Source organism: Mesorhizobium sp. WSM4976 (assembly GCF_029625685.1).
Classification (GTDB): Bacteria; Pseudomonadota; Alphaproteobacteria; order Rhizobiales; family Rhizobiaceae; genus Mesorhizobium.
Window position 1 is genome coordinate 1 of record NZ_JARTVT010000022.1, and the last position, 18517, is coordinate 18517.

Below are 18517 nucleotides of genomic sequence, written 5' to 3' on the forward strand. Positions count from 1 at the left end.
GCGGCGGACAGCAACTCAGGGGGAAAACTGTAACCCATGTATCCGGTTCAAAGTGTTACCCATCTATCGGCTGGACAGCCTTACGCCGCTTCCGTCACGGGACGGCTGAGGCGGCGGACCTCTTCATCATTGAGCAGGCCGCCGGCGCGCAGCAGGGCGGCGAAGCGGCCGTTGCGCAGCGACAACTCGGTGAAGCCGCCCATCTCGACGACCTTGCCCTTGTCCATGAAGACGACGAGGTCGGCGTCGCGGACCGTGGTCAGGCGGTGGGCGATGATGAAGGTGGTGCGGTTGCGGCGCAGCTCGTCGATCGCTTCCTTGACTCGATCCTCCGTCTCGACGTCGAGCGCGCTGGTCGCCTCGTCGAGCACCAGGATCGGCGCATCCTTGAGCACGGCGCGGGCGATGGCGATACGCTGGCGTTCGCCTCCCGACAGCTGGCCGCCGCGCTCGCCGACGACGGTGTCGTAGCCGCTGCTCTTGGCCAGGATGAAGTCCTGCGCGGCGGCGGCATTGGCCGCGGCGTGCACTTCGTCATTGCTGGCATCGGCGCGGCCGACGCGGATATTGTCCTCGATCGAGCGGTTGAGCAGGCCGGCGTCCTGGAAGACGGTGGCGATGGAATGGCGCAGCGACTTGCGGGTCACGGTCTTAGTGTCGATGCCGTCGATCAGGATACGGCCGCTGGACGGTGTGAAGACCCGCTGCAGCAGATTGATCAGCGTCGTCTTGCCGGCGCCGGTCGGGCCGACAATGGCGACCGTCTGGCCTGCCTGGACCTCGAACGAGACGTCCTCAATGCCGTGGCCGGAATTGGCAAACTCGAAGCTGACGTCCTCGAAGCGCACATGGCCGGTGACGTTGGTGAGCTCACGCAAGCCGTCCGGCTCTATGGCTTCGGCGGCCGAGTCTTCAAGGCGATAGAAGTCCTCCAGCTTGGCGCGGGCCTCGGAAATCTGGGTGGTGAAGGCCGACATCTGGTCGAGGCGAGCGATCAGCATCCCGGCAAAGCCGGTGAAGGCGACGACGTCGCCGACGCGGAGCTGGCCACGGGTGACGAGATAGGCGCCAATCGACAGCACGATCATCATCGAGATGGTCGATGACAGGCGGTTCAGCGCATTGGCGATCGCCCACCAGTCGAGCACAGGATTCTGCGCGTCGAGCAGATCCTTGACGTAACGCTTCAGCGTCGCGGTCTCATGCCCGATGCGGTTGTAGCTCTGCAGCACGGCGACGTTGCTGACCGAGTCGGACACATGGGCAAAGACGGTGTGGTAGTGGCGCTCGACGGCGGTCTGACCCGACTTGGTGCGGCGCATGACGATGCGGCCGATGCCGACGTAGAGAATGCCGAGGCCGAGCAGCACGACGGACATGCGGATATCCATGGCAAGCGCGGTCGGCACCAGCAGCACCAGCGCGATAGCCGTCGACAAATGCACGCGCATGAATTCGAGCCACAGGCTGAACAGGGTCTCGACAGCACGCAGCAGCGTGTGCAGCGAATTGGACGTGCCGCGCTGATGGTGCCAGGCGAGCGGCATTGTGATCACGCGTTCGAAGGACTGGCACAGCACTTCCGAGCGGCGGGCGTGGGCGAAGCGGTCGGCGCCGCGCGCCACCAGCACGAAGGCGATGACGTTGAAAGCACCGAGTGCGGCCCATACGGCGAGTGTCGAAAACACAGGCCCATTTTCGGAGATGGCACCGATCACCCTGCCCAGCAGGATCGGCTCGAGGATCGCGATCGCCGCGAGCGCGACGTTGGCGCCGCAAATCAGCGCGACGCGCTTCTTGTCGGCCGCCAGATAACCCAGCGCTCTAAAGTAGATCTGCAGAAGTGACACTTCAGCTACTCCGCCAAACTCTTTTCTGTGCTCAATGCCGGTATTGTGCACCGCACCATTTCCTGACACGTATCGATTAACGTGTCGCGAAACAATGCGTCGTCTATCCCTTCCGTTCCCATTTAGCGAACAAAAGATGACGACGGTACGAAATCTGACGTGATCACCTAACGGTTTGAGATAAAAGGTGAAATGTCAGCCTTGCGGCAAAATAATGGCACTTCGCCCCCGCTGCCACATTTTTAATCACAGCCAGCTTGCTTAGCTTGCCCTAAAGGAAGGCGCGGCATCGGCGCGCGGGAACGACGCCAAGTAAAAAACGGCGATCGGCCGCGCACCCTAGGGATGCGCGGCCGATAAGCCAAGTCTTTGATTTTACGCAGGTATCCTGACGACGACCTCAGTCTTGTCGCCGGCTTTCGGCTCGAAAGAGGCCGATTTTTTCTTCGAACCGTCGACTTCTAGCGAGATCGACTTGGTCTTTTTGTCGCGGATGACGCGAAGCTTGATTTCACCGCCGAACATCTTGAGCGTCGCGGCGTAGCCGTCCCAGTGCCCGGGCAGCTTCGGCCTAAACGTGATCTCCTTGCCGCGCCGCTCGATGCCGAGGATGCCTTCCACCGCGGCGCGGTAAAGCCAGCCGGCCGAGCCCGTGTACCAAGTCCATCCGCCGCGGCCGCCCTTGCCTTCGCCGGAATAGATGTCCGCGGCCACGACATAGGGCTCGACACGGTAGTGTTCGGCCGCAGCTTCGTCCGAAGCGTGATTGACCGGGTTCAGCATCGAGAAGCAGCGATAGGCCTCGTCGGTGCGGCCCATTTCGGCGAGCGCGATCACGAACCAGGTGGCGGCATGGGTGTACTGGCCGCCATTCTCGCGAACGCCCGGCGGGTAGCTCTTGATGTAGCCGGGGTCCTTCTCGCTTTTCGAGAAGGGCGGCGTGAACAGCTTGACGATCTTGAGCTCGTCATCGACCAGCATCCCGGTCGCCTGCTCCATGGCCGTGGTCGAGCGCGCCGGATCGCCCTCGCCCGACAGCACGCTCCAGGACTGGGCGATGGAGTCGATCTTGCACTCGTCCGAATCGTGCGAGCCGAGCGGCGTGCCGTCGTCGAAACTGCCGCGCCGGTACCACTGGCCATCCCAGGCGGTGCTTTCCAGGGCCCGCTTCAGCACGTCCGCGTGCTTCAGCCAGGCCTGTGCCCTCTTGCTGTCGCCCTGCCCCTTGGCGACAGCGGCGAAGTCGGTGAGCGTCTTCAGGAGGAACCAGCCCAGCCACACGCTCTCGCCCTTGCCGCCCTCGCCGACACGGTTCATGCCGTCGTTCCAGTCGCCGCCAAGGATCAGCGGCAGGCCGGCAGGGCTGCTGCGCTTGATCGCGAGATCGAGCGCGCGGCCGCAATGATCATAGAGCGAAGCGGTGTTCTTGGTGATCTCCGGCGTAAAGAAGGCGTCATGCTCGCCTTCGCCGAGCTGCTGCCCGTCGATGAAGGGCAACTGTTCCTTAAGGATCGCGAAGTCGCCGGTCACCTCGATGTAACGGGCCGTCGCATGCGCCAACCAGACCACGTCGTCAGAGATCATGGTGCGCACGCCGGCATCGGTGCGCGGCAGCCACCAGTGCTGCACGTCGCCTTCCGGGAACTGCCGGCGCGCTGCATTGAGAATCTGGTCGCGCGCCAGCTCCGGATCGTGCGCCAGAAGGGCGAGCGTGTCCTGCAACTGGTCGCGGAAGCCGAAAGCGCCGCTCGCCTGGTAGAAAGCTGAGCGCGCGCGGATGCGGCATGCCAGGCTCTGGTAAGGCAGCCAGTGATTGACCATGGCGTTCATCGCCTCGTCCGGCGTCTCGACCTGGATGGTGTCGAGGAAGCCGCGCCACGCTTTTTCATTGTCGGCCAGGCGCTGGTCGAAATCCTTGCCGCGATGGGTCTGCACCAGCGAGCTTGCCTCGGCGGGGGTGGCCGCGTCGCCGAGCAGCCAGGACAGCGTGACGTCGCCACCGGCGGGAATGTCGATGTCGCTTGCGACGACCGCGCAAGGGTCGTCGCCCGCCTCGATGCGGCCGGAGAGCGCAAGCCCGCCCAGCACGGCTTGCGGATACTCGGTCGTGCCGTGCCTGCCGATGAATTCGGAGCGGTCGGCGGTCACCGAATGGATCGGGTGGCTTGCCCCCAGGAAGGCGACTCGCTCGCCGAAGTCGAGGCCATAGGGGTTCTGCGCCAGAAGCGCGCCCGTTGCTGCATCGCGCGAGGGCACGATGGTCGCCGCCGTGCGCGAGCGATGGCCGCCCAGCACCCATTCGGCATAGGCGTAAATGCGCAGCCGGGCCGGCGCCGGACCGGCATTCTGGATGCGCAACCGCGTGATCTTCACCGGATCCCTCGGATCCACCACCTGAGTAAGGTCCATCGACAGCGGCCCGCGCTTCGAGCGGAAGGTGGAGAACCCCTGCCCGTGCCACGTCTCGTAGACCATTGACGGATCGCGCACCACGGCCGCCATCGGCGAGAACGCCTTACCGCTCAGCTGGTCATAGATGTAGAAGCCCTCGCCCGGCCGGTTCGATACCGGATCGTTCGACCACGGCGTCAGCTGGTAGTCGCGGCTGTTGCGGCTCCAGGTGAAACCGGCGCCTTCGGCCGAAACATGGAAGCCAAAGGAAGCATTGGAGATGACGTTGATCCAAGGCTGCGGCGTCGAGCGCCGTCCGGTCAGCCGCGTTACATAGTGGCGGCCGTCGCCATCGAAACCGCCAAAGCCGTTCCAGAGACTGAGGCCTCTGCCGTCGGCTGCGATGTCGGTTCCAGCCTTGCTTGCCGGCACTGGCAGGGGCAGCGGCGGAACAGGTTCGCGCGGCGAGCCGCCCTCCACCTGCAGCAAGGCATCACGGGCCTGCAGCGCCGCCGTCTCGGCGCGTTCGAGCTGGTCGAAGATCGTGCCGTTGCGGGTGTGCAGGACCACCCGCGCGACCGACAGCAAGGTCTTGTAGGTCGGCTCGTCCATCAGGTCACGACGCACCGCGAAGATGTGCTGGCGCGGCCCCAGCTCGCGGCCGCGCAGGCGGCTGTTCTCGCACAGCGTCTCCACCGCGCGCTGCAGGTCCTGCACATAGGACGAGGCCTGTTCGTTGACGACGACGAAGTCGATCATCATGCCGCGCGCCCTCATGTACTCCTGGAAGCGCAGCGCCTGGGCGACGATCTCGAGATCGGCGACGTCGCCGATGCGCACGAGGAAGATCGGGAAATCGCCGGAGATGCTGGTCGGCCACAGGCTCGACTGGCGACCGAGGCCCGAGGCGATGGATTCCGCCGGCAGGCGCAGGAACGGATCGGGATAGATCAGGTAGCGGGCCAGCTTCTGCACATTGGCCGCGTCAGTGAGGCTGAGGCCAAGATGGCGCGTCTGCACCTGGCTGCGCGTCCAGGCCAGCATCGCCTGGCGGGCAAAGCTCTCCTGGTGGTCGAGCCGGGCGATCGCCTCGTCGAGTTCGGCGCGATTGGCGCCTACAGCGGTCCAGAAGGTCAGCGAGATCTTCTTGTTGGCCGGCACGCGCACCTGGCGGCGCAGCGCCGCGACCGGGTCGAGGGTAAAGCCCTGATTGCCGGACAGCCTGACGCCGGGGTCGAAGGCGACGGCATCGACGATGGTGCGGCCACGGCCGATGAAGGCGCGCCGGTCGGTCTCGGCCTCGGCATCGCGCGACGGGCCCGACGGGTCGGTGACGAAATGCACCATCGTGAGGTCGGGGTCGTTCTTGTCGCGCTTGCGCCGCGTGGCGAAGATCGCGCCGTTGTTCGGCGCGATCTCGGTCTCGACGAACATCTTGGAGAATGCCGGATGGGCATTGTCCGAGGCCTCGTTGCCCAGCACCAGCTCGGCAAAGGACGTCACCTCGATATGCCGGTCGGTGGCGCCGTCATTGTAGAGGGTGATGCGACGGCCTTCGCCGTTGCCTTCGGAAATGACGATGCATTCGACCTCGGAGCGCAGCGAGCCGACCGATTTGGTGAAGCTTGCCTTGTCGTCGGCAAACAATGTCTGGACGCGCTCGCCCTCGGCGCGCTTCGGCTCGGCGGTGGCGGACCACCAGTCGCCGGTCGCGGTGTCGCGCAGGAAGATATAGGAGCCGAGGCGATCCTCACTCGGATCCGGCTGCCAGCGGGTGACGGCAAGCTCGCCGAAGCGGCTGTAGCCGGAGCCGGTCGCCGTGACCATGACCGAATAGCGGCCGTTCGACATGACATTGGTCGCCCGCAGCGCCTTGATTGGATCAAGGATAACCCGGCTGTCCGGGCTCTCCGTCTCGGTCTCGTCCTTGGATCGCTCGTCGGCTTCCGTCCTGACCGTCGCGGTCGGAATGTCGCGCGGCGCCTTCTCCTGCAGGAGAAGCTCGGCCGACTCGATCACCGGATCGCTGTGGAAGCGCTCGCGCAGCCGGCCCTCGAAAATGGCGTCGGCGACGGCGGCGATCGACATGCCGGAATGGTGCGCCATGTAATTCTGCACCACGGCATGGTCGGAGCCTTCGGGCACGCGCTGCGGCGTGAAATCGACGGCGTCGTAGAAACCGTGGCGGCCAAGCGCGCCGATCGAGCGCAGCCGCCGCAGGTTCTGCACCGCCTCGCGCGGGCTGAACTGCGCGGCCAGGATCGTCGCGTAGGGCGCGATCACAGTGTTCTGGCCAAGGCCGCGCTTGAGGCCGAGGCCGGGCACACCGAAATTGGTATACTGATAGGTGAGTTCACGGTCGCGGGCGTTGTAGGCCGCTTCCGAAATGCCCCAGGGCACGTTCTTGGAACGAGCATACTGGATCTGGCGCTTGATGATAAGCTTGCTGGTCTGGTTGAGAATCGAGCCCTGCGGCTCCTTCATCACCAGCGGCGGCATCAGATACTCGAACATCGAGCCCGACCAGGACATGAGCGCGCCCTGGAATCCGATCTCGACGATCGGGCGTCCGAGACGGAACCAATGCTCGGTCGGCAGGTCGCCCTTGGCGATGGCGAACAGGCTGGTCAGCCGCGCCTCGGAGGCAAGAAGGTCGTAGCAGCTCTCGTCGAGCTGGCGGTCCTCGACACGGTAGCCGATCGACAGCAGCTTGCGTTCCTGCCGCATGAGGAACGAGAAATCCATCTCGAAGGCGTAGCGGCGGCAGCGCTCGCGCAGAGCGAGCAGCTTGGCGCGCAGAGCGGCGACGGCGCTCTCGTCATTGTGCGAATCGTGCACATGCGCCTCGCAAGTCGCTTCCAGCCTGGCCGCCCAGTCAGCGATGACATCACTCCTGGGTGACGCCGCCTCGGTGTGGATGGCGGTGGCGAGCTTGCGGATCTCGCCGGCGAGCACGGCAAGGTTGATGGTGCGGATCGAGGCCATCTCCGGCTGCGCCTTGATGGTTGCAACCGCGCGGCGCATGCCGTCGAGGCGGTCGGCCAGACGCTGGCGTAGCGGCCGCAACTGCCGCCGGTCGTCCGGCAGCTCTTCCAGGCTTTCGTCAAGGATGGTGACGGTGTCGATGATGCCTTCGAAATCGCCCTGCAGATGCACGGAGGGCGCTTCGGCCCATTCGGCGCAGGAGGCGGCAACAGCGACCAGATGGCCGGCGAGATTGCCGCTGTCGACCGCCGAGATGTAAAGCGGATAGAGCGGCTTCAGCGTCGTCGTGTCATACCAGTTGTAGAGATGGCCGCGGTCGCGCGGCATGTTCTCGATCGTCGTCATCGTGGCGTCGATCCGAGTGATGGCATCCGACAGGCTGATCCAGCCGAAATCTCGCGCCGAAACCACCGAGAGCAGATAGACGCCGATGTTGGTCGGCGAGGTGCGCGGCGCCACCACCGGTGCTGGGCTTTCCTGGAAATTGTCCGGCGGCAGATGATGCTGCTCGGGCGTGACGAAGGTCTCGAAATAGTGCCATGTGCGGCGCGCGAAGGTGCGCAGCACCTGGATGTCGGCGCTCGATATGCGCAGCCTGTCCTCGGTCTCGGCCGAGCGGCTGATCCAGCAGGCGACAGCGGGCGAAGCGATCCAGAAGATGGCGAAGAAGAAGGCGACGAAAGCGCCGGTGGAATCGGCCAGCACCGGGATCGCCAGGCCGACGACGCCGATGATCACCGCGCCATACATCATGCCGTAATAGGCGCCGAGATCGTTCCCGCCCTTGGCCGCCTGCGAGGCGGTGCGCCATTCGAGCAGGTTCTGCCGGCTGACGAAGAGGCGGTAGAGGGTGCGGATGATGGCATCGCCCATCATCCAGGCGAGATGCGCCATCAAGAGCACCTTCAGCGCCACCAGCGCCGTGCCGAACACGGTGTCGCGCGCAAGCGCCGAGAAGTGGCCGCGCGGCGTCTGGTCGCCGCTCTTTGGCAGAATGCCGTTCACGATGTCGAAGGTCGGCGCCATGAACAGGCTCAGGATCAGAAGCGCCTGCCATTGCGCCGCCTGAGTGAAGGGCAGCAGCGTCCAGCCGGCAACACAGGCCATGACCCACAAGATCGGGGTCACCGAGCGGCGCAGATTGTCGACCATCTTCCAGCGCGACAGCGCCGGCACGCCGGAGCGCGGATCGAAGATGTAGCCGAGCAGCTGCCAGTCGCCGCGGGCCCAGCGATGGTGGCGCGAGGCGTCGACCGAGTAGCGGGTCGGATAGTCCTCGACCAGCTCTACGTCGGTGACTAATGCCGCGCGCGACAGCGCGCCTTCGAGCAGATCGTGGCTGAGGATGGTGTTTTCCTCGATGCGGCTCTTCAGCGCCGCCTCGAAGGCGTCGAGATGGTAGAGGCCCTTGCCGGTGAAGGACCCGTCGCCAAAGACGTCCTGATAGACGTCGGAGACGGCGAACACATAGGGGTCGAGGCCGCGATTGGCCGAGAAGACGCGCTGGAAGAAGGAGGCGTCGTCGCCGCTGGTCAGCGACGCCGTGATGCGCGGCTGCAGGATCGTGTAGCCCGCGGTGACGACGCGCTTTACCGGGTCGAAATGCGGGCGGTTGAGCGGATGGGCGAGTTTGCCGACCAGGCTAGAAACCGCGTCGCGCGTCGTGCGCGTGTCGGCGTCGAGGGTCATCACGTAGACAACCTTTTCCGGCAGCGGAACGTCGAGCGGCAGGAAAGTGGTGTCGCTGTCGCCGCGCAAGAGAAGGTTCAGCTCGTGCAGCTTGCCACGCTTGCGCTCCCAGCCCATCCAGCAGCCCTGCGCCTGATTGAAGAGCCGGCGGCGATGCAGAAGATAAAAGCGCGGAGAGCCTTCCGACGGATAGCGGGCGTTGAGCCTGGCGATCTCGTCGCGGGCATATTGCAGGATCTCGATGTCGGCGGCGTCGATCTCGGTCTTGGAATCCGGCCAATCGGACAAAAGCGCGAAATGGATTTCTTCGGCCGTGTTGGCGAGGTGATGCACCTCGATGTTGCGGATGTTTTCCTCGACGTCGTCGCGGGAGCCGATCAGCGAGGGCACCACGACCAGAGTGCGCGCCTCGGCCGGGATGCCGTGCTTGTTGTAGTCGTAGCCGACAAGCCGGGTGGGTTTGAGGAACAGCGCCACGACAGTGTTGAAGAAGGCCAGCGCGCCTTCGCTTGCCGGCACGGCGAACAGCGCCAGCATCAGCGTGATCGATTCCACCGACAGGCCGAGATTGGCAAGCGCCCTCCCCGACAGAACCAGCAGCAGCGCCGTCAGAAGAAAAACCGGCACCACGATGCCCAGCCAGCCGGCGCTGGCAAAGGCGCGCTTGAATGTCACATAGAAAGGCGGTCGATAGCCGATCGCCTTTTCCAGCTCTTGCCGGCGCGGCCCGACGAGGAAGAAGCCGACATCGGTGTGCACGTCCGGGTCCGCCGTTTCCGGCACGCCGGATGCGTCGGTGACGCCGGGGGTGTGGCCGGCAAGCTCGATCGCCTTTTCAGCCACCCGATATTCGGACAGCGCGGAGCGCCGCGCCAGCTGCTCGATCGCGGTGCGATACTGGTCGCGCGAGAAGAAATCGAGGTCGGCGAAATCGGTCTTTTCACGCAGCAGCGTGTCGATGCGGCTGACGCCTTCGAACCAGACCGTCCAGTCGACGTCGTTGATGAGGCGAAGGCCGCGGATGATATTGCCGGTTGTGACGTTGCCGCTGGACAGCGTCTGATGCTCGGAAATGATGATCTCCTCGGCGTCGGAGCCGGTCTTTTCGAGCTCGCCTTCCAGCCATTCCAGCGCCCGGCCGGCGTTCTGCGACCCGTCGCGCAGACGGTAGAGCAACTGGGTGGCGAAAGTGGTGTCCTGCGCATGCGCGCTGTAGTGCGACAGGATCCTGGTGCGGTCGGCATTGTCGTCGGTCGCCAGAACCCGGTCGGCGACCTCGTTGGCGGTCTGGCGCATCTGCCTGGTGCGCTCGACACGCACGGCGATGCGGCGCAAGTTCTCGATCAGCACGAAGCGCAGCAGGGAGGGCAGCGCCCAGAGCTCGCCGATCTTCATCGGCTCGACCGACTGGAAGCCCTCAACGATGGCCTTGAACATGTTGGCCGAGACCGAGCTGTCGGAATGCTCGACAAAGCTCCAGGCAACGACGAAGGCGCGCGGCAGCACCGTGCCGTCGCCGAGCGTCAGCGTCGGCAACTGGCGATAGAAGCGGCGCGGCAGGTCGCGCTTGACCTGGAAGATCGTCTCCTCGACCAGGTAATTGTTGTCGAGCAGCCATTGCGCGGCCGGCGTGATGGTCTCGCCCTTGGCCTGGGCGGCATTGGTCGAGCGGTAGACTTCGAGGATCTTCTTGGCGCTGTCGCGGATGCGGGCCTGGAACTCGAACGGGGCGAGGCCGAACAGGTCCTTGACCTCGCCGTTGGCTAAGGCGACGCCCAAGGCGCGCAGCCGGTCCTCAGGCAGGAAATTGGAGCGTATCGGCGCTTCCGTCACGGACGGGAAGCCGGTGCTTGTGTGTTCGATCTTGTTGGGATTGGTCTGAATGTTCATTGAAAATTCCGTAAGCGGGGGCGCAATGCGGCGTCACCGCCACGGCAATGGCCCTAAAACCGGTTCAATTGCAATTGGTTGCATGACTGATCGGCCGAAAGTTTGTTCTGCGCACCACAACAGGGGCGTGCCCTTTCGACAGCTTGCGGGCGAACGCCCCTCGCTCTTCGCCCCCGGTTGGATCAGGGCAAGGATTCAGGCTTTTTCGTGATACATGCAAGGGGCCGGGCGATAATTCGCCCGCGCCGCGATCATGTTTGGCAACAGCCGTTAATGGTTGGCGGCAAGGCGATCGAGCGCAATCACGAAAAGCAGCCCCCGCCTCTGGGGCCGGAGCCGCAATTCCGGGCTGTCGCGGTCGAGGATCAGCGTATCGAGCGGTCCGAGGCTAGGCCCGTCGTCCGTGAGAAACGTGAAGCCTGCGTTGGCCGCCAGAACCAGCGTCGTATCGGCGCGCGGCGAAATACGACTCTCACCGGAGAGCGGCCGGCGCTCCACGACATGGGCCATGCGGCCACGGCGGGTCATGACGTTGAGATCGGTGATCGGACCGCCGATCAGCGCCGCGCTCGTCGGCACGTCGCCCGCAAAGGCGAGCGGCGCCGAGTCAGCCGTAAGGCATTCGGGTGGCCGGCCGGCGATGTCTAGCACAACCCCTTCACCTTCCAGCACCGACAGCGTGCGGTCTATGCCGGTGAAGCTGGAGAACGGCCCACTGGTTGCGACGCGGGCCATGGAGACGCGCCAGTCGAAATCGTCGAGCCCGGCGCCATCGGGCGAGACGGCGATCTCGGTGGTCGTGCCGCCGCCATTCTTCCACGGCATGACGCGGTAATCGGCGGCACGAAGGATGCGCATGGCTTACAGCCGGACGATTTCAAGTCGATTCGACCTGAAATCATCCGGCTCTGTCTTCTTGGTATGGAGCATGATGTTGTCCGAAAACCGTTTCACACTTTTCGGCATCATGCTCTAGCCCAATATGCCCGGCAGGTTGAGCTGGTGCTCCCTGGCGCACTGGATGGCGATGTCGTAGCCGGCATCGGCATGGCGCATGACGCCCGTCGCGGGGTCGTTCCACAGCACGCGCTCCAGGCGCCTGGCGGCATCCGCCGTGCCGTCGGCGACGATCACCATGCCGGCATGCTGGGAAAAACCCATGCCGACGCCGCCGCCGTGGTGCAGAGACACCCAGGTGGCGCCGGAGGCAGTGTTGAGCAGGGCGTTGAGCAGCGGCCAGTCGGAAATGGCATCTGAGCCGTCCTTCATCGCTTCCGTCTCGCGATTCGGCGAGGCAACCGAGCCGGAATCGAGATGATCGCGGCCGATGACCACGGGAGCCTTGAGCTCGCCCTTGGCGACCATCTCGTTGAAGGCGAGGCCGAGGCGGTGGCGGTCGCCAAGGCCGACCCAGCAGATGCGCGCCGGCAAGCCCTGGAACGAGATGCGCTCGCGCGCCATGTCCAGCCAGTTGTGCAGATGGGTGTTGCCGGGGGTGAGCTCGCGCACCTTGGCGTCGGTTTTGTAGATATCCTCCGGATCGCCCGAGAGCGCGGCCCAACGGAACGGACCGATGCCTCGGCAGAACAGCGGACGGATATAGGCCGGCACGAAGCCCGGAAAAGCGAAAGCACTCTCGAACCCCTCGTCCTTGGCGACCTGGCGGATGTTGTTGCCGTAGTCGAGCGTCGGCACGCCGGCGTTCCAGAACGCCACCATCGCCTCGACATGCTCGCGCATCGACGCGCGCGCCGCCTTCTCCACCGCCTTCGGATCGGACGTGCGCTTCTCGCGCCACTCGGCCATGGTCCAGCCCTTGGGCAAGTAGCCATTGATCGGATCATGCGCCGAGGTCTGGTCGGTGAGGATATCAGGGCGGATGCCGCGCCTGAACATCTCCGGCACGATCTCGGCGGCGTTCCCGAGCAGGCCGACCGATTTTGCTTCGCCGGCCTTGGTCCAGCGATTGATCATCTCCATCGCCTCGTCGAGCGTTTCGGCCTTCTCGTCGAGGTAGCGGGTGCGCAGGCGGAAATCGATCGAGTCCGGGTTGCATTCGATGGCCAGGCAGCAGGCGCCGGCCATGACGGCAGCCAGAGGCTGGGCGCCCCCCATGCCGCCGAGACCGCCGGTCAGGATCCACTTGCCCTTGAGATGGCCATTGTAGTGCTGGCGGCCGGCCTCGACGAAGGTCTCGTAGGTGCCCTGCACGATCCCCTGCGTGCCGATATAGATCCAGGAGCCGGCCGTCATCTGGCCGTACATCATCAGGCCCTTCCTATCGAGCTCGTTGAACTTCTCCCAGGTCGCCCAATGCGGCACGATGTTGGAATTGGCAATGAGCACGCGCGGGGCATTGGAATGGGTCTTGAAGACGCCGACCGGCTTGCCAGACTGCACCAGCAGCGTCTCGTCCTCGCCCAGCGTCTTCAGCGAAGCGACGATTTGGTCGAAATCGTTCCAGGTGCGCGCCGCCCGGCCGATGCCGCCATAGACGACCAGCTCGTTGGGGTTCTCGGCGACCTCCGGGTCGAGATTATTCATCAGCATGCGCAGCGGCGCCTCGGTCGTCCAATAGCGGGCATTGAGCTTGTCGCCGCGGGGCGCACGCACTTCGCGGATGTTGTGGCGCGGATCGTTCATCATTGTCCCTTTCGAGTAAGGCGGCGCGTCAGCGCCCAGCCCATTCAATGGCGGTTTCGAGGATGGTTTTCAGCGTGGCGCGGATCGGCGCGGCATAGCTTGGGTCGTAAGGCACCGGCCAGTTTTCCGGCGAACCCTTCTCGGCCGGCTCGCGCATATAGCCGCGGTTGGAGAGCTCCATCTGCAACGCGTGGACGCCATTTTGCGGCTGGCCGAAGCTGCGCGTGATCCAGCCGCCTTTGAAGCGTCCGTTGACCACCCAGCTCTCGCCGGTCGCGGCGAGAATCTCGGCAACTTTTTGCTGCAGCGAGGGATCGGTGCTCCTGCCGTCATTGGTGCCGAGGTTGAAGACCGGCAGAGTGCCTTCGAAAAGGCGCGGCAGCACCGAGCGGATCGAATGGCAGTCATAGAGCACGATGTTCTCGTGCATGCCGCGCAGCCGGTCGATCTCCGTCTGCAAGGCGGCATGATACGGCGCGAAATAGGTCTCGCGGCGCTGGTCGATCTCCGACGGGGTCGGTTCGTCGCCCATGTTGTAGAGCGGATCGCCGTCGAACGTATCCGTCGGGCAGAGAGTCGTCGTCGCCTGGCCCGGATAGAGCGAAACGCCGGACGGATCGCGGTTGACGTCGATGACCGTGCGCGAGATGGCGGTGTGCACGATTGTTGCGCCAAGGTCGGCGGCAAAATCATAGAGCTTGTCGATCCACCAGTCGCAGTCGCGCCGGCCGAGCCAGGTCGAGACCAGCCGGCTGTCCAGTCCTGCAAGATCGATGCCGGTGTGCGGGATCGAGACCAGCAGCGGTGCCGTACCCTTGGTGACGGTGAGCCAGGAGGGCGAGGTCATCATGCCGCTCCGGCAATCGACGGCAACGCCACCGCGCTCGCCGCCTTCACGGTGGCGCCGCTGCGCACCATGGCGATCGCCTTTTCCATATCGGGATGGAAATGCCGGTCATTGTCGAGATGCGGCACCTCGGCCCGGACCAGCTTGCGCACCGCCTCCAGCGCTTCGCTGGAAGCCAGCGGCGCGTGGAAATCGCACCCCTGCGCCGCGGCCAGCAATTCGATGCCGACAACGGCGGTCGCATTCTCGATCATGCCGAGCAGACGGCGCGCGCCGTGAGCGGCCATGGAGACGTGATCTTCCTGGTTGGCCGAGGTCGGGATCGAATCGACGCTCGCCGGATAGGCCTTCTGCTTGTTTTCCGAAACGAGCGCAGCCGCCGTCACCTGCGGGATCATGAAGCCCGAGTTCAGGCCGGGCTTCGGCGTCAGGAAGGCCGGCATGCCGGACAGCGCCGGATCGACCAGCATGGCGATGCGCCGCTCCGACAGCGAGCCGATCTCGCAGACGGCCAGCGCGATCATGTCGGCGGCGAAGGCCACCGGCTCGGCGTGGAAATTGCCGCCGGAGAGCGCGGTGTCGTCCTCGGCGAAGATCAGCGGATTGTCGGTGACGCCGTTGGCTTCGGTCTCAAGCGTGTCGGCGGCCTTGCGCAGCACGTCGAGCGCGGCGCCCATCACCTGCGGCTGGCAGCGCAGGCAATAAGGGTCCTGCACCCGCTCATCGCCGACGCGGTGCGATTCACGGATGGCGCTGCCGGCCATCAGATTGCGCAAGGCATCCGCCGTCTCGATCTGGCCGCGATGCTTGCGCAACAGATGGATACGCGGATCGAAGGGGGCGTCGGAGCCCTTGGCTGCGTCGGTCGACAGCGCGCCGGCAACCAGCGCCGACTGATAGAGCGTCTCGGCCTCGAACAGGCCAGCCAACGCGAAGGCGGTCGAGAATTGCGTGCCGTTGAGCAGCGCCAGGCCTTCCTTGGCGCCGAGCGTCACCGGCTCCAGCCCATGCGAGACGAAGGCAACCTTGGCCGGGAACCGGCCGTGCGGGGTGAAGCATTCGCCGACGCCGATCATCACGGCCGTCATATGCGACAGCGGCGCGAGGTCGCCCGAGGCGCCGACGGAGCCCTGCGCCGGCACAACCGGAATGACGTCGTTGGCAAGCATGCCTTGAAGCAGCTCGATGGTCTCGGCACGGACGCCGGAGGCCCCCTGGGCAAGGCTGGCGAGCTTCAGCGCCATCATCAGCCGCACCACGGCGATAGGCATCGGCTCGCCGACGCCGGCAGCATGCGACAGAACGATGTTGCGCTGGAGCGTTTCGAGGTCGTCAGCCGGGATGCGGACGCTGGCGAGCTTGCCGAAGCCGGTGTTGATGCCATAGACCGGCTCGCCCTTGGCGAGGATGCGGGCGACCGCCTCGGCGCTGTCCCGGATCTTCGGCCGACAGGCGGCGTCGAGCTTTGGCACGGCGCCACGATAGATGGCGCGCCAGTCGGCAAGCGTCGCGCTGCCGGGCGTCAGGGTCAGTTCGGTCATTGTCCTCTCCAGATACGGGCATGGAGCGGGTTGAAGCCCATGCGGTAAACGAGTTCGGCCGGGCGCGCGATGTCCCAGATGGCGAGGTCGGCCGATTTGCCGGCTTCCAGGGTGCCGGTCTTGTCGAGGAGCCCCAGCGCACGCGCGGCTTCGCGGGTGACGCCGGCGAGGCATTCGTCGACAGTCATGCCGAAAAGCGTCGCGGCCATGTTCATGGTGAGCAGCAGCGAGGTGAGCGGCGAGGTGCCGGGGTTGGAGTCGGTGGCGACAGCCATCTTCACGCCATGACGGCGGAACAGGTCGAGCGGCGGCTTCTTGGTCTCGCGAATGAAGTAGTAGGCGCCGGGCAGGATGGTCGCCACGGTGCCGGCCTTGGCCATCGCGGCGGCGCCCTCCTCGTCCGTGTATTCGAGATGGTCGGCCGACAGCGCGTCATAGCGGGCGGCAAGCGCCGCGCCATGCAGGTTGGAAAGCTGGTCGGCATGAAGTTTGACGGGCAGGCCGAGCGCCTTGGCCTTGTCGAAGACGCGCGCCATCTGCTCCGGCGAGAAAGCGATGCCTTCGCAGAAACCGTCGACGGCGTCGGCGAGCTTTTCGGCGGCGACCTGCGGCAGGATCGTGCTGGCGACGAGATCGATGAAGGCGTTCTTATCGCCCTTGGCTTCCGGCGGCAGCGCATGGGCGGCAAGGCAAGTCGTGCGCACCGTGACGGAGCGCTCGTCGGCCAAGCGGCGGGCGGCGCGCAGCGATTTTTTCTCGTTGTCGGCATCGAGGCCGTAGCCTGACTTGACCTCGACGGTCGTGACACCCTCGGCCATCAGCGCATCAAGGCGCGGCAGAGACTGGGCGACGAGCTCGTCCTCGCTCGCGGCGCGCAGCGACTTGACCGAGGAGACGATGCCGCCGCCGGCGTGCGCCACTTCCTCATAAGTGGCGCCGGCCAGCCGCATCTCGAATTCGTTGGCGCGGTTTCCCGCGTAGACGAGATGCGTGTGGCAATCGATCAAGCCGGGCGTGATCCAGCGTCCAGCGCAATCGATGCTCTCGGCGCCCTCCCCAACCGCAGCCGGCATATCGGCCTCGGGTCCGGCATAAACAATGAGCCCGTCCCGCGCGGCGACGGCACCCTTTTCAACGATACCGAGACCGGTTGCGCCCTCGGCCATGGTCGCCAGGCGCGCATTGCGCCAGACCCGATGGCCGCTCTTCCCGTTTGCTCCACCCATCATCTTTTCCATTTGCTTGGATAGCGATTATGTATATACATATTGAAACGCGGCGCAAGTGATAATGTCGCTCGGAAATTCAGACTCGGAGAGGAACGTGACGGTAATCTTTGCGGAACAGGCGTTGCTGCCCGAGGGCTGGCAAAGCAATGTCAGGATCGCTTTCGACGGCGACCGCATCTCCAAGGTCGATGCCGGCTCTTCCGCGCAGCCGGGCGACGAGCGCCATGCCATTGTTGTGCCGGGCATGCCCAACCTGCACAGCCACGCGTTCCAGCGCGGCATGGCGGGGCTGGCCGAACTGCGCGGCCCTTCGGCCGACAGTTTCTGGAGCTGGCGCGAGGTGATGTACCGCTTCGCTTTGTCGATGACACCGGACCAGGTCGAGGCGGTGGCGGCGCAGCTTTACATCGAAATGCTGGAGGCCGGCTTCTCGCGTGTCGGCGAGTTCCACTACCTCCACCACGACCGAAACGGGCACCCTTACGCCAATATCGCCGAGATGGCGGAGCGGATCGCGGCGGCCGCCGCTGGCACCGGCATCGGCCTGACGCTGTTGCCTGTCTTCTATGCCCATTCGGCCTTCGGTGGCGCCCCTCCCAACGAAGGTCAGCGGCGATTCATCAATGATGTCGGACGTTTTGAACGCCTGCTTGAGAAAGCCCGCGAGGGCGTTCGTTCATTGGAGCAAGCCGTCGTCGGTGTCGCGCCGCATAGCCTGCGCGCTGTAACGCCGGACGAGCTCAATTCAATCGCGGCCATGTCACCGAACGGTCCGATCCACATCCATGTCGCCGAGCAGGTAAAGGAAGTCGAGGATTGCGTCGCCTGGTCGGGCAAGCGTCCGGTCGAGTTCCTGCTCGCCAACGCCGACGTGGACGAGCACTGGTGCCTAATCCATGCCACCCACATGACGGAGGCCGAAACGGTCGACATGGCTACGGCTGGTGCTATCGTGGGGCTTTGCCCGATCACCGAGGCCAATCTCGGCGACGGCACTTTCGCGGCCCCGCTTTTCATCGAGCAAGGCGGCCGTTTCGGCGTCGGCTCCGATTCCAACGTTCTGATCGGCCTGCCGGACGAACTGAGGCAGCTCGAATATTCGCAGCGCCTTGCCCATCGCGCCCGCAACGTGCTGGCCCGAGCCGGCGGTTCCACCGGACGCGCGCTGTTCGACGCTTCACTCGACGGCGGCGGCCAGGCGCTCGGCGCCGGCCCGTCGCGCATTGCCGCCGGCGGCGCTGCCGATCTCGTCTCTCTCGAGCAAAACCATCCATCGCTGGCAGGCAAGGCGGGCGACGCGATCCTCGACGCCTGGATCTTCGCCAATGGCACCAAGGTCGACTGCGTCTGGGTGCATGGCAGGAAGCAGGTCAGCGGCGGCAGGCATGCGAAGCGCGAGGTCGTTGCCAAGCGGTTCCGCGAAGTCATGGCCGCATTATCGCAAGGCTGAAC

At 65.1% G+C, this 18517-nt stretch carries 8 protein-coding genes; 1 reads left to right on the forward strand and 7 read right to left on the reverse strand.

The window, feature by feature from the left end; genetic code table 11:
• Positions 1-80: 80 nt before the first annotated feature.
• The 7 genes from P9272_RS24665 to hutI all read right to left on the reverse strand — a co-directional run bounded on the left by P9272_RS24665 (position 81) and on the right by hutI (position 17062).
• Positions 81-1850, reverse strand: a complete 1770-nt coding sequence (locus tag P9272_RS24665; RefSeq protein WP_278162544.1) for a glucan ABC transporter ATP-binding protein/ permease — start codon at positions 1848-1850, stop codon at positions 81-83.
• Between the two features lie 375 nt (positions 1851-2225).
• A complete protein-coding gene (locus tag P9272_RS24670) occupies positions 2226-10805 on the reverse strand; it encodes a glucoamylase family protein (protein WP_278162545.1) in 8580 nt (2859 codons plus the stop codon).
• A gap of 270 nt (positions 10806-11075) precedes the next feature.
• Positions 11076-11663 (reverse strand): HutD family protein, encoded by a 588-nt coding sequence (locus tag P9272_RS24675; protein WP_278162546.1) that lies wholly within the window; start codon positions 11661-11663, stop codon positions 11076-11078.
• Positions 11664-11777: 114 nt separating this feature from the next.
• The gene (gene hutU, locus P9272_RS24680; protein WP_278162547.1) at positions 11778-13451 is read right to left on the reverse strand and encodes a urocanate hydratase; all 1674 of its coding nucleotides are present in this window, start codon (positions 13449-13451) and stop codon (positions 11778-11780) included.
• 25 nt (positions 13452-13476) lie between these two features.
• Entirely contained in the window at positions 13477-14295 is an 819-nt protein-coding gene (hutG, locus tag P9272_RS24685; protein WP_128259397.1) for an N-formylglutamate deformylase, read from the reverse strand.
• Positions 14295-15836 (reverse strand): histidine ammonia-lyase, encoded by a 1542-nt coding sequence (gene hutH, locus P9272_RS24690; protein ID WP_128259398.1) that lies wholly within the window; start codon positions 15834-15836, stop codon positions 14295-14297. Before hutH ends, hutG begins: the two co-directional genes overlap by 1 nt.
• Positions 15833-17062, reverse strand: coding sequence for an imidazolonepropionase (hutI, locus tag P9272_RS24695; RefSeq protein ID WP_278162548.1), 1230 nt, complete (start codon positions 17060-17062; stop codon positions 15833-15835). The genes hutH and hutI overlap by 4 nt, the downstream gene beginning before the upstream one ends.
• 97 nt (positions 17063-17159) lie before the next feature.
• On the opposite strand from hutI, the gene P9272_RS24700 reads away from it, so the two are divergent.
• Positions 17160-18515, forward strand: a complete 1356-nt coding sequence (locus tag P9272_RS24700; RefSeq protein WP_278162549.1) for a formimidoylglutamate deiminase — start codon at positions 17160-17162, stop codon at positions 18513-18515.
• The last annotated feature ends 2 nt before the right edge of the window (positions 18516-18517 follow it).